Source organism: Bradyrhizobium sp. USDA 4474, assembly GCF_054057515.1.
Window position 1 is genome coordinate 4172144 of the sequence record NZ_JBSRZJ010000002.1, and the last position, 12830, is coordinate 4184973.

At 64.9% G+C, this 12830-nt stretch carries 10 protein-coding genes; 7 read left to right on the forward strand and 3 right to left on the reverse strand.

The genetic code is table 11. The features are described from left to right. Positions 1–6: 6 nt before the first annotated feature. From ACVW16_RS21615 to ACVW16_RS21625, 3 genes are all read right to left on the reverse strand, one after another. Positions 7–720, reverse strand: a complete 714-nt coding sequence (locus ACVW16_RS21615) for an ABC transporter ATP-binding protein (RefSeq protein WP_456736326.1) — start codon at positions 718–720, stop codon at positions 7–9. Next, positions 717–1514: an ABC transporter ATP-binding protein gene (locus tag ACVW16_RS21620; protein ID WP_456701147.1), complete on the reverse strand. Its 798-nt coding sequence runs from the start codon at positions 1512–1514 to the stop codon at positions 717–719. The genes ACVW16_RS21615 and ACVW16_RS21620 overlap by 4 nt, the downstream gene beginning before the upstream one ends. Positions 1515–1580: 66 nt before the next feature. Further along, entirely contained in the window at positions 1581–2447 is an 867-nt protein-coding gene (locus ACVW16_RS21625) for an IclR family transcriptional regulator (protein ID WP_456701148.1), read from the reverse strand. Between the two features lie 130 nt (positions 2448–2577). Here ACVW16_RS21625 and ACVW16_RS21630 point away from each other — a divergent pair, with 130 nt between their 5' ends. From ACVW16_RS21630 to glpK, 7 genes are all read left to right on the forward strand, one after another. Then, positions 2578–4674, forward strand: coding sequence for a 3-hydroxyacyl-CoA dehydrogenase NAD-binding domain-containing protein (locus ACVW16_RS21630; RefSeq protein ID WP_456701149.1), 2097 nt, complete (start codon positions 2578–2580; stop codon positions 4672–4674). A gap of 223 nt (positions 4675–4897) precedes the next feature. Then, positions 4898–6574, forward strand: a complete 1677-nt coding sequence (pimA, locus tag ACVW16_RS21635; protein WP_456739019.1) for a dicarboxylate--CoA ligase PimA — start codon at positions 4898–4900, stop codon at positions 6572–6574. Beyond that, positions 6571–7758: an acetyl-CoA C-acyltransferase gene (locus tag ACVW16_RS21640; protein WP_456701151.1), complete on the forward strand. Its 1188-nt coding sequence runs from the start codon at positions 6571–6573 to the stop codon at positions 7756–7758. The genes pimA and ACVW16_RS21640 overlap by 4 nt, the downstream gene beginning before the upstream one ends. 16 nt (positions 7759–7774) lie before the next feature. Further along, positions 7775–8965 (forward strand): pimeloyl-CoA dehydrogenase large subunit, encoded by a 1191-nt coding sequence (gene pimC / locus ACVW16_RS21645; protein WP_456701152.1) that lies wholly within the window; start codon positions 7775–7777, stop codon positions 8963–8965. Between the two features lie 91 nt (positions 8966–9056). Next, positions 9057–10199 (forward strand): pimeloyl-CoA dehydrogenase small subunit, encoded by a 1143-nt coding sequence (gene pimD / locus ACVW16_RS21650; RefSeq protein ID WP_456736324.1) that lies wholly within the window; start codon positions 9057–9059, stop codon positions 10197–10199. 123 nt (positions 10200–10322) lie between these two features. Continuing rightward, complete coding sequence (locus ACVW16_RS21655; RefSeq protein WP_456736323.1) at positions 10323–11096, forward strand: SDR family NAD(P)-dependent oxidoreductase; 774 nt, start codon at positions 10323–10325, stop codon at positions 11094–11096. Positions 11097–11302: 206 nt separating this feature from the next. Further along, positions 11303–12808: a glycerol kinase GlpK gene (glpK, locus tag ACVW16_RS21660; RefSeq protein WP_456701155.1), complete on the forward strand. Its 1506-nt coding sequence runs from the start codon at positions 11303–11305 to the stop codon at positions 12806–12808. Positions 12809–12830: the final 22 nt, after the last annotated feature.

Below are 12830 nucleotides of genomic sequence, written 5' to 3' on the forward strand. Positions count from 1 at the left end.
GGCTCCTCAGTAACCCAGATAGGATTTGCGGATTTCTTCGTTGTTCGCGATGTCCTTGGCATTGCCCGACATCACGATACGGCCGGTCTCGATCACATAGGCCTGGTCGGCGAGTTCGAGCGCAAGCTGGGCGTTCTGCTCGACCACCAGGATCGACACCTTGTCCTCGCGGTTGATCTTGCCGAGGATGCCGAACAGGTCGCGCACGACGAGCGGCGCAAGCCCAAACGACGGCTCATCGAGCAGCATCAGCCGCGGCCGCAGCATCAGCGCACGCGCAACCGCGAGCATCTGCTGCTCGCCGCCCGAGAGCGTGCCGGCCTGCTGGGTATGCCGCTGCTTCAGAACCGGGAAATGCGCGTACATGCGCTCGATGTCGGAGACGATGCCGGCATTGTCCTTGCGCGTGATGGCCCCGAGCTGGAGGTTCTCCTCCACCGTCATGGTGGTGAAGGTGCCGCGGCCCTGCGGCACATGGGCGATGCCGAAGCGCACGATGCTTTCGGTGGATTTGTTGTTCAGCGGCTTGCCGTCGAACTCGATGCCGCCGGTGGAGCGCACCATGTTGCAGATCGCGCGCAGCGTGGTGGTCTTGCCGGCGCCATTGGCACCCAGCAGCGTCGTCAGCGAGCCCTCGTTGAGCGAGAAGGTGAGGCCATGGAGCGCCTGGACCTGGCCGTAATAGGCGCGCAGGTCCTTGACGTTGAGCAGAACAGTCATTGGTCCTTGCTCCCGAGATAGGCCTTGATGACGTCGGGGTCCGCCTGCACCTGGGCGGGCGTGCCTTCCGCGAGCTTCTTGCCGAAATTCAGCGCGACGACGTGGTCCGCGATCGACATCACGAGGCCCATGTGATGCTCGACCAGCAGCACCGTCATGTGGCGCTCGTCACGGATTTTGCGGATGAGGTCGCCGAGCACGTAGACCTCTTCATGGTTGAGACCGCCGGCGGGCTCGTCGAGCAGCAGGATCTTCGGATCGGCCGCGAGTGCCCGCGCCAGCTCGACGCGCTTCTGCGTGCCGAAGGGCAGGCCGGAGACGGTGGTGTGGGCGACCTCCTCGAGGTCGAGATAGGCGAGGATCTCGCGCACCTTGTTGTTCACGCCGGTTTCGCTGCGGCGAATCCAAGCCAGGCGCAGCGAGTCGCTGATGATGTCGCTGGAGGTACGGGCGTGGGTGCCGACGCGGACATTGTCCATCACCGACAGGTTCGGGAACAGCGCCACGTTCTGGAAGGTGCGGCCGATGCCGATCTCGGCGATCCGGTGCGGCGGTCGATTCAGGATGCTCACACCTTCCATCAGGATGTCGCCGGATGACGGCTGGTAGAGGCGTGAGAGGCAGTTGAAGAGCGTGGTCTTGCCGGCGCCATTGGGGCCGATCAGTCCGAGGATCTGGCCCTTATGCATGTCAAAGGACACGCCGTTGAGCGCGACGATGCCGCCGAACACGACGCTGACGCCGCGAACGGCAAGCAGGGGCGATGTCCCCTGCGCGAGCTGTGCCTGCGTCATGTCGTCTCGCCCACAGACATCAGTGGGCGAACGGGCGACGCGAGTCGCTCCCTGACACGACAAAGGCTATCTGAACCCCTCGGCCACACGCGCAACTTTTCCTCCTGATTTCAGCTTTTTGCTGACTTCATTTTTGGATTGCGGCATCAGACCCCCAAGCGCCGCTTCGATGTTCCTTACCATCGCCAGCAAGCGCGGTCCAATGTCGTTGATCAATCGCTCTTCCGTGAAGCGGAATGCGGGGGCGCCGCAATTGAACGCGTAGGGACCGGTTCCGTCGTTGAGCTTGAGCGCAACGCCGGCTGCGCCGATGTCGTCGTGCCAGTCGCCGACGGAGATCGCGAAGCCATGCTTGGCAACCGTCTCGCCGGAACGCTCCAGGCCGTCGCGCATCTTGGGCCACCGGCTGCCGTAATGCTCGCGCAGTTCGCGCAGCAATTCGGTGCGCTCGTCATCGTTCAGCGCCCAGAAATAGGCGCGCCCCATCGCGGTGGTTGCAATCGGCACGCGCGATCCGACGTCAAGTTGAACTCCGACCGTCTCGGTGCCGCGGCTCTGCCCGAAATAGATCATGCTTTGGCGATCGCGGCCGCCGATTGCGACGGCCCCCCCCGTCGCGCGCATCACGTCCTCGCGAAACGGTTCCGACAAATGCCGAACGCCGAGATTGGCCAGCGCGGCGTAACCGAGCGCCATTGCGGCGGGCGCCAGCTGATACTTTTCGAAACGGGGAACCGGTGTCAGATAGCCGAGCTTCGTCAGCGTGTAGGTCAGCCGCGACACCGTCGGCTTCGGCAGGTTGGTGCGGGAGGCAATCTCCTGATTGCCGAGAAGTCCGTCGCTCGGTTGGAATGCTCGCAATACATCAAGCCCGCGGGAAAGCGCGACGACGAAATTCCGATCGGTCGCGGTCTTCTTTCCTGTACGCTTCATCCCTGATCTGCTTCTTGCGCGGAGTCGTTGACAAGCCACGTGCTTCAAAATAACCCTGCCGTCAAGATGCGGAATTAAATTCCGCACCGCGAAATCGAACAAAAGTAAATCCCCACCAAGGAGGGAAGCCGTGAGCGAAGTGGTCAAGCTTGAGCGTCATGACGAAGTCGGGATCGTCACGGTCAATAGCCCTCCAGTCAATGCGCTGAGTGCCGCAGTTCGTGGCGGTATCCTGGAGTGCATGAAGGCCGCGATCGCAGATCCCGCCATCAAGGGCATCGTGCTGACCTGCGCCGGCCGTACCTTCATCGCGGGCGCCGACATCACCGAGTTCGGCAAGCCGCCGAAGGCCCCCGCGCTCAACGACGTGCTGGCGGAGATCGAGAACTCGCCCAAGCCGGTCGTGGCCGCAATTCACGGCACCGCGCTCGGCGGTGGCCTCGAAGTGGCGCTTGCCTGTCATTTCCGCGTGGCCGTGAAGGAAGCCAAGCTCGGCCTGCCCGAGGTGAAGCTCGGCCTGTTACCGGGCGCCGGCGGCACCCAGCGCCTGCCGCGCGCGGTCGGTCCCGAGCTCGCGGTCAAGATGATCGTCGGTGGGGATCCCATCGGTGCGGCTGAAGCGCTCAAGACCGGCTTGATCGAGGAGATCGTCGAAGGCCCGGCCTCCGGCGGAGAAGCCTTCGTGCGCAAGCTGCTGGCCGAGAAGCGCCCGCTGCGCCGGCTGCGCGACGATGATTCAAAGATCGCGGCAGCGAAGGCCGATCGCTCGATCTTCACCAATGCGGTCGCGGCCATGACCAAGAAGGCGCGCGGCCTGGAAGCGCCGTTCGCCGCTGCCGACGCGGTCGGCTACGCCATCGACCTCCCGTTCGACGAAGGTCTGAAGAAGGAGCGCGAGGGTTTCCTCAAGCTCGTCGCCAGCGACCAGTCCAAGGCGCAGCGTTACGCCTTCTTCGCCGAGCGCGAAGCCGCCAAGATCGCAGGCGTGCCCGAAGGCACCAAGTCGCGCCCGGTCAACCGTGTTGCCATTCTCGGCGCCGGCACGATGGGCGGCGGCATCGCGATGTCCTTTGCCAATGCCGGCATCCCCGTCACCCTGATCGAAACAGGCGAGGAGCAGCTCAAGCGCGGCATGGGGATCATGCAGAAGAACTGGGAAGCGACCGCCGCCCGCGGCGGCATTCCGGCCGATGCGCCCGCCAAGCGCATGGCGCTGATCAACGGCGTCGTCGGAATCGAGAATGTCGGCGATGCCGACCTCGTCATCGAAGCGGTGTTCGAGACGATGGCGGTGAAGCAGGAAGTGTTCGGCAAGCTCGACAAATACGCCAAGCAAGGCGCCGTGCTCGCGTCCAACACCTCGTACCTGAACATCGACGAGATCGCGAAGGCGACCAAGCGTCCACAGGACGTGCTCGGCATGCACTTCTTCTCGCCGGCCAACGTCATGAAGCTGTGCGAGATCGTGCGCGCCGACAAGACCGCACCGGATGCGCTGGTTACCGCCGTGAGCATCGCCCGCAAGATCGCGAAGGTGCCGGCCGTGGTCGGCGTCTGCGACGGTTTCGTCGGCAACCGCATGCTGGCGCAGCGTGGCAAGCAGTCCGAGAAGCTGTTGTTCGAGGGCGCGCTGCCGCAGCAGGTGGACGCTGTCGTCACAAAATTCGGCATGCCGATGGGCCCGTTCGCGATGGGCGACCTCGCCGGCCTCGACATCGGCTGGCGCTCGCGTAAGGACCGCGGCATCAAGTCGGAAATCGCCGACGCGCTGTGCGAAGCCGGCCGCTTCGGCCAGAAGACCGGCAAGGGCTACTACAAGTATGAGCAGGGCTCGCGCGCGCCGATGCCGGATCCCGAGGTCGAGAAGCTGATCGACGAGACGCTGCTGCGTCTCGGCCGCAAGAAGCGCGTCGTCAGCGACGACGAGATCCTCGAGCGCATGATGTATCCGATGATCAACGAAGGCGCGAAGATCCTCGAAGAGGGCATCGCGGCACGCCCCTCCGACATCGACGTGGTCTGGCTCTACGGCTATGGCTGGCCGATCTATCGCGGTGGCCCGATGTTCTGGGCCGACAGCGTCGGCCTCAAGCATATCGCCGACCGCCTTTCCTACTACGCCAAGGAAACCAACGACCCCAGCCTCGAGCCCGCCCCGCTGCTGAAGAAGTTGGCTGCCGAAGGCAAGACGTTCGCGTCGCTGGCGGCCGAGTCGAAGGCGGCGTGAACAGGTTGGGCTCGGTGATCACGAATGCCTTTCCAGGGCAGCGCTCTCTCCGTTCCGTCCCCCCTCGTGGGGGAGGGGCGGGGAGGGGGGAAGCCCCGGGCGAGGTCGGCGCTTGTGGCCACCCCCTTGCTCAACCCTTCCCCACAAGGGGGAGGGGAGCCCATCCGCCGGTGCCCACCTCACACGGCCCGGCTACTACCGCTTTGCAGAGTATCGATCGCCCATGACCCATCCCGGCGAACAGTTTTACCCTGAGGGCGTGCATTGGGACGACAGCATCGTCCAGGGCACGCTGCCCGACCTGCTCTCGACGGCCGCCGCAACTTACGGCCCGCGCATCGCGCTTGAATTTCGCGATCGTCCGATCACCTATGCCGAGCTGGCCGCTCAGGCCGAGCGCGCGGCGGCCGCGTTCCTGCGCGCCGGCTGCGGCAAGAACAGCTCCGTCGCGCTGTTCCTCGGCAATACGCCGGACCATCCCGTCAATTTCTTCGGCGCGCTGAAGGCAGGCGCCCGCGTCGCGCATCTGTCGCCGCTCGACGGCGAGATCGCGCTGACGCACAAGGTCTCCGATTCCGGCTCGCGCCTGCTCGTCACCTCGAACCTCCAGGCCTTGTTGCCGACCGCTCTGAAATTTCTGGAGAAGGGGCTGATCGATCGCGTGGTCGTCTGCGAGGACGACAGCTGGGGCAAGGCCGGCACGCCGCAGGCGGCGATCCCCGATGATCCCCGCATCGTCACCTTCAAGGCCTTCGTCGAGGGCGCGCCGCTGCCGGCACAATGGCCCGCAGTTTCGGTCGATGACGTCGCCTTGCTGCAATATACCGGCGGCACCACCGGCCTGCCGAAAGGCGCGATGCTTACGCATGGAAATCTCACCTCGGCGGTGTCGATCTACGACATCTGGGGCAAGCCGGCCCGTGCGGCGCGTGGCGACGTCGTCGAGCGCGTGATCTGCGTGCTGCCGCTGTTCCACATCTATGCGCTCACCGTGGTGTTGCTGTCGTCGCTCCGCCGCGGCAATCTGATCTCGCTCCACCAGCGCTTCGACGTCGAAGCCGTGATGCGCGACATCGAGGTCAAGCGCGCGACCTATTTCCCCGGCGTGCCGACGATGTGGATCGCGATCGCGGCACTGCCCGATCTCGACAAGCGCGACTTCTCCTCTCTCACCGCGATCGGCTCCGGCGGCGCACCGCTGCCGGTCGAGGTCGCGAGCTTCTTCGAGCGCAAGGTCGGCAAGAAGCTGAAGAGCGGCTGGGGCATGACCGAGACCTGCTCGCCCGGCACCGGCCATCCGCCCGTCGGACCCGACAAGCCCGGCTCGATCGGGTTGATGCTGCCCGGTATCGAGCTTGACGTCGTCTCGCTCGAAGATCCCACCAAGGTGTTGCCGCCGGGCGAAGTCGGCGAGATCCGCATCAAGGGCCCGAACGTCACCAGAGGCTACTGGAATAGACCCGCCGGATCCGCGGAGGCTTTCGTCGACGGCCGCTTCCTCACGGGGGATATCGGCTATGTCGACACCGACGGCTATTTCTTCCTGGTCGACCGCAAGAAGGACATGATCATCTCAGGCGGCTTCAACGTCTATCCGCAGATGATCGAGCAGGCGATCTACACCGTTCCTGGCGTGCATGAAGTGATCGTGCTCGGCATTCCCGACCCCTATCGCGGCGAGGCCGCGAAGGCCTTCATCAAGCTGAAGCCGGGCGCCAAGCCGTTCTCGCTCGACGAGCTGCGTGCGCAGCTTGCCGGCAAGGTCGGCAAGCACGAAATGCCGGCGGCGGTCGAATTCGTCGACGACCTGCCGCGCACGCCGGTCGGAAAATTGTCGCGCCACGAACTGCGCCAGCAGCAGAAAACATCACAATCCACGCAACCAGGAGGTCGCTCTTGACCGACGCCGTCATCGTTTCCACCGCCCGCACGCCGATCGGCAAGGCCTATCGCGGCATGCTCAACGCCACCGAGGGCGCGACGCTGCTCGGTCACGCCATCAGCGAAGCCGTCGCGCGCGCAAAAGTCGATCCGAAGGAGATCGAGGACGTCGTGATGGGCGCCGCCCTCCAGCAGGGCGCGACCGGCGGCAACATCGCGCGCAAGGCGTTGCTCCGTGCCGGCCTTCCCGTGACGGTCGCCGGCACCACGATCGACCGACAGTGCGCCTCGGGCCTGCAGGCGATCGCGCTGGCCGCGCGTTCGGTGATCTTCGACGGCGTCGAGATCGCGGTCGGCGGTGGCGGCGAGTCGATCTCGCTGGTGCAGAACGACAAGATGAACGGCTTCCACGCCCAGGATCCGGCGCTGCTCAAGATCAAGGGCGAAGTCTACATGCCCATGATCGACACCGCCGAAATCGTCGCCAAGCGCTACGGAATTTCGCGCGAACGCCAGGACGAATATTCGCTGGAGAGCCAGCGCCGCACCGCAGCCGCGCAGCAGGGCGGCAAGTTCAAGGACGAGCTCGCGCCGATCACCACGCAGATGGCGGTTACCGACAAGGCGACCGGCACGGTCTCGATGAAGGAAGTGACGCTATCCCAGGACGAAGGTCCACGCCCCGAGACGACGCTCGAAGGCCTTGCCGGCCTCAAGCCCGTGCGCGGCGACGGCTTCTCCATCACCGCCGGCAATGCCAGCCAGCTCTCCGACGGCGCCAGCGCCTCGGTGATCATGAGCGACAAGGAGGCGGCGAAACGCGGTCTCAAGCCGCTCGGCATCTTCCGCGGCTTCGTCTCGGCCGGCTGCGAGCCCGATGAGATGGGCATCGGCCCGGTGTTTGCCGTGCCGCGCCTGCTCAAGCGCCATGGCCTCAAGGTCGACGATATCGGCCTCTGGGAGCTGAACGAAGCCTTCGCGGTGCAGGTGCTCTATTGCCGCGACAAGCTCGGCATCGATCCTGACAAGATCAACGTCGATGGCGGTGCGATCTCGGTTGGCCATCCCTACGGCATGTCCGGCGCACGCCTCACCGGCCACGCCCTGATCGAAGGCCGCCGTCGCAAGGCCAAGTACGCGGTCGTCACCATGTGCGTCGGCGGCGGCATGGGCGCGGCTGGTCTGTTCGAAATTTTGCAGTAATTCATAGGAGGATCCGATGGATCTCGCATTCACGAAAGAAGAGCAGGCGTTTCGCGAGGAAGTGCGTTCATTCTTCCGCGAGAACGTGCCGCCGGATACGCGGCGCAAGCTGGTCGAAGGCCGTCACCTCTCGAAGGACGAGATGGTGACGTGGTGGCGCATCCTCAACAAGAAGGGCTGGGGCGTCAGCCATTGGCCCAAGCAGTATGGCGGCACGGGTTGGACCTCGGTGCAGCACTACATTTTCAACGAAGAGCTGCAGTCCTATCCGGCGCCGCAGCCGCTCGCCTTCGGCGTCAGCATGGTCGGCCCCGTCATCTACACCTTCGGCAATGAAGAGCAGAAGCAGAAGTATCTGCCGCGCATCGCCAATGTCGACGATTGGTGGTGCCAGGGCTTCTCCGAGCCCGGCTCCGGTTCGGACCTCGCCTCGCTCAAGACGAAAGCGGAGCGCAAGGGCGACAAGTGGATCATCAACGGCCAGAAGACCTGGACCACGCTGGCCCAGCACGCCGACATGATCTTCTGCCTCTGCCGCACCGATGCGTCCGCCAAGAAGCAGATGGGCATCTCCTTCATCGTATTCCCGATGAAGTCGAAGGGCGTCACCGTGCGCCCGATCCAGACCATCGACGGCGGCCACGAGGTCAACGAAGTGTTCTTCGACGACGTCGAGGTTCCCTACGAAAACCTGATCGGCGAAGAGAACAAGGGCTGGGATTACGCCAAATTCCTGCTCGGCAACGAGCGCACCGGCATTGCGCGCGTCGGCGTCTCCAAGGAGCGGCTGCGCCGTATCCGCGACCTCGCCGGCAAGGTCGAATCGTCAGGCAAGCCGATCATCCAGGACGCGGCGTTCCGCGAGAAGCTGGCGGCCTGCGAGATCGAGCTGAAGGCGCTCGAGCTGACGCAGCTGCGCGTCGTCGCCGATGAAGGCAAGCACGGCAAGGGCAAGCCCAATCCGGCGTCCTCGGTGCTGAAGATCAAGGGCTCCGAGATCCAGCAGACCACCACCGAGCTGCTGATGGAAGTGATCGGCCCGTTCGCCGCGCCCTACGATGTGCACGGAGACGACGGCTCGAACGAAGCCATGGACTGGACCGCCCAGATCGCGCCGAGCTACTTCAACAACCGCAAGGTCTCGATCTACGGCGGCTCCAACGAGATCCAGCGCAACATCATCGCCAAGGCCGTGCTGGGATTGTGACGCTCTCTCCTCGCCCTCTTCCCGTTCTTACGGAGAGGGTAGGGGTGAGGGGCCTCTCTCCGTGCGAGATTTATGACCTAGGGAAACAGAGATGGATTTTGATTTGACCGAGGAGCAGCGGCTCCTGAAGGACAGCATCGACGGCCTGCTGACCGATTGCTACGATTTCGAGAGCCGCAAGAAGTACATGAAGGAGAAGGGCGGCTGGAGCAGAGCCGTCTGGGGCAAGCTCGCCGAGCAGGGCCTGCTTGGTCTGCCCTTCAGCGAGGCCGATGGCGGCTTCGGCGGCGGCGGTGTCGAGACCATGATCGTGATGGAAGCGCTCGGCAAGGCTCTGGTGCTCGAGCCTTATCTCGCGACCGTCGTGATCGGCGGCGGCTTCCTGCGCCACGCCGGCACCGACGCGCAGAAGGCCGCGCATGTCCCCGGCATCGTCGACGGCAGCAAGACGCTGGCGTTTGCCCAACTCGAGAAGAACTCGCGCTACGATCTGTTCGACGTCGCCACCACGGCGAAGAAGAAGGGCGACGGCTGGGTCATCGACGGCGAAAAATTCGTCGTGCTCAACGGCGAGAATGCCGACACGCTCGTCGTCACCGCGCGCACCAGGGGCAGCCGCCGCGACACGTCAGGCATCGGCGTGTTCCTGGTCCCCGCGGATGCCAAGGGCGTCACCAAAAAGTCCTACCCGACACAGGACGGCCTCCACGCCGCCGACATCACCTTCACCGGTGTCGAGGTCGGCGCGGATGCGGCGATCGGCAATCCCGATGACTCGCTGGCCCTGATCGAGCGCGTGGTGGACGAAGCCCGCGTCGCGCTATGCGCGGAAGCGGTCGGCCTGATGGACGAATCGCTCAAGACCACGGTCGAGTACATCAAGACCCGCAAGCAGTTTGGCGTCGCGATCGGCTCGTTCCAGTCGCTGCAGCACCGCGCCTCCGACATGTTCGTCGCCGCCGAGCAGGCGCGCTCGATGTCGATGTTCGCGACCATGGCGAGCGATTTCGAGGACGCACACGAGCGCTCCAACGCGATCGCTGCGGCCAAGGCGCAGATCGGCAAGTCGCTGAAATTCGTCGGCCAGCAGTCGATCCAGCTCCACGGCGGCATCGGCATGACCATGGAGGCGAAGATCGGCCACTACTTCAAGCGCCTGACCATGATCGAGAACACCTTCGGCGACACCGACTACCACCAGCGCCGCGTCGCGGATTCGGGTGGGTTGATCTAGATCTCTGCTTCGTCATTGGAGCGGAGCGAAGCAATCCAGAATCTATCCGCGGAGATAGTCTGGATTGCTTCTCGCGTCGGTCCTTGCAATGACGGAACAAGCGGCATCAGCGGAGCAACGACAATGAAAAACACCCCGTTCGATCTCACCGGAAGAGTCGCAGTCGTCACCGGCTCCAGCCGCGGCATTGGCCGCTCCTCCGCCGAGCTGCTCGCCAAGTTAGGGGCCAAGGTCGTGGTGTCCTCGCGCAAGGCGGACGCGTGCAAGGAAGTCGCCGACGGCATCAATGCCTCAGGCGGCGACGCCACCGTCATCCCCTGCAACATCGCGCGCAAGGCCGAGGTCGAGGCGCTGATCTCGGGTGCGACCCAGCATTACGGCAAGATCGACATCCTGGTCTGCAACGCCGCGGTGAACCCGTATTACGGCCCGCTGCTCGACATCACGGACGAGGCCTTCGACAAGATCATGGGCTCGAACGTCAAGAGCAACATCTGGCTCTCCGCGCTCGCAATCCCGCAGATGGCGGCACGCGGCAACGGCTCGGTCGTCATCATCTCCTCGATCGGCGGCTTGCGCGGCTCGACCGTGATCGGTGCCTACGGCATCTCCAAGGCGGCCGATTTCGCGCTGTGCCGCTCGCTCGCCGGCGAATGGGGCCCGAAGGGCGTCCGCGTCAACTGCATCGCGCCGGGCCTCGTCAAGACCGATTTCGCCCGCGCGCTGTGGGAAGACGAAGCCAACCTCAAGCGCCGCACCGCGACCACGCCGCTGCGCCGCATCGGCGAGCCCGACGAAATCGCCGGCGCCGTCGCCTATCTCGCCTCGGATGCCTCGAGCTTCATGACCGGCCAGACGATCGTGATCGACGGCGGCGTCACCACGGCGGCGGTGTAGGCTTCGCGCCACTTGCGATTGTATCTCAGCGCCGCTTCGCTTACCCTCTTCTTGAGGGGGCGGGTCGAGCTACGCTGGTCCCGGACCCCTCCAGGGGAGGGTAAGCGAGAGCCAGCTTGACCTCTCCGCGGCAATCCCGTTTCTTTGGCGCGACAGAATGACCCCTCCCGGGGTGAGCGCCCAAGAAAACGCCAAGGTAAGCTTCCATGTCTTTCGTCCTCGCCATCGACCAGGGCACCACCTCCTCGCGCGCAATCGTCTTCCGGAGCGACATTTCGATCGCGGCCCGCGCGCAGCAGGAGTTTCAGCAGCATTTTCCGGCCTCGGGCTGGGTCGAGCACGAGCCGGAGGACATCTGGACCTCGACCGTGATGGTCTGCCGCGACGCGATCGAGCAGGCCGGCATCACGGCCAAGGACATCGCGGCGATCGGCATCACCAATCAGCGCGAGACCACCGTGGTGTGGGACCGCACCACGGGCCAGGCCGTGCACCGCGCCATCGTCTGGCAGGACCGCCGCACCGCCGGCATCTGCGCCAAATTGAAAGCAGATGGCCGCGAGCCGCTGATCTCGCGGAAAACAGGCCTGATCATCGACCCCTATTTCTCCGGCACCAAGGTCGCCTGGATCCTCGACCACGTCCCCGGCGCGCGCGCGCGTGCCGCCCGTGGCGAGCTGATGTTCGGCACGGTCGATTGCTACCTGCTCTGGCGCCTCACCGGCGGCAAGGTACACGCCACCGACGCCACCAACGCCTCGCGTACGCTGCTGTTCAACATCCACACCGGCCAGTGGGACGACGAACTGCTCGAGATCATCGGCGTGCCGCGCTCGATGCTGCCGGAGGTGAAGGATTCCTCCGCCCGCTTCGGCGAGAGCACGCCTGATTTGTTCGGCGGCCCGATCGCGATCGCAGGCATTGCCGGCGACCAGCAGGCCGCGACGATCGGGCAAGCCTGTTTCCGCCCCGGCATGATGAAGTCGACCTACGGCACCGGCTGTTTTGCGCTGCTCAACACCGGCTCCACGCCCGTGGTCTCCAAGAACAAGCTGCTCACCACCATCGCCTACCAGCTCGACGGCAAGCGCACCTACGCGCTCGAAGGCTCGATCTTCGTCGCAGGCTCGGCGGTGCAATGGCTGCGCGATGGTCTCGGCATCATCAAGCACGCGGCCGAGACCGGCCCTCTTGCTGATCAGTCCGACTCCATGCAGAGCGTTTATCTCGTCCCGGCCTTCGTCGGCATGGGCGCGCCCTACTGGAATCCGCGCGTCCGCGGCGCGCTGTTCGGCCTCACCCGCAACTCCGGCCCGGCCGAGCTTGCGCACGCCGCGCTCGAGAGCGTCTGCTACCAGACCTTCGATCTGTGGGCGGCGATGCGCGCGGACTGGCCGAGCTCGGAAACGGCGAGTGTCGTGCTTCGCGTCGATGGCGGCATGACGGCGTCCGACTGGACCATGCAGCGCCTCGCCGATCTCCTGGACGCCCCGGTCGACCGTCCCGTGATCCAGGAGACCACGGCGCTCGGCGCGGCCTATCTCGCCGGCCTCAATGCGGGCGTCTATCCCGAGCCGACGAAATTCGCCGACAATTGGCGCCTCGAGCACCGGTTCAGGCCGAACATGAGCCAGGCCACGCGCGATCGAAAGCTCGCCGGCTGGGCCCGCGCGGTGAGGGGTGTACTGGCAAGCGACGAGGGCGAGGAATAGGCGGGTTCTTGTACGGGCTACC

Coding starts and splice junctions, on each gene's coding strand:
- pimC (WP_456701152.1), top strand. CDS start 7,775: ATGGATCTCGCATTCACGAAAGAAGAGCAGGCGTTTCGCGAGGAAGTG.
- glpK (WP_456701155.1), top strand. CDS start 11,303: ATGTCTTTCGTCCTCGCCATCGACCAGGGCACCACCTCCTCGCGCGCA.
- ACVW16_RS21655 (WP_456736323.1), top strand. CDS start 10,323: ATGAAAAACACCCCGTTCGATCTCACCGGAAGAGTCGCAGTCGTCACC.
- ACVW16_RS21615 (WP_456736326.1), bottom strand. CDS start 720: ATGACTGTTCTGCTCAACGTCAAGGACCTGCGCGCCTATTACGGCCAG.
- ACVW16_RS21620 (WP_456701147.1), bottom strand. CDS start 1,514: ATGACGCAGGCACAGCTCGCGCAGGGGACATCGCCCCTGCTTGCCGTT.
- ACVW16_RS21625 (WP_456701148.1), bottom strand. CDS start 2,447: ATGAAGCGTACAGGAAAGAAGACCGCGACCGATCGGAATTTCGTCGTC.
- pimD (WP_456736324.1), top strand. CDS start 9,057: ATGGATTTTGATTTGACCGAGGAGCAGCGGCTCCTGAAGGACAGCATC.
- pimA (WP_456739019.1), top strand. CDS start 4,898: ATGACCCATCCCGGCGAACAGTTTTACCCTGAGGGCGTGCATTGGGAC.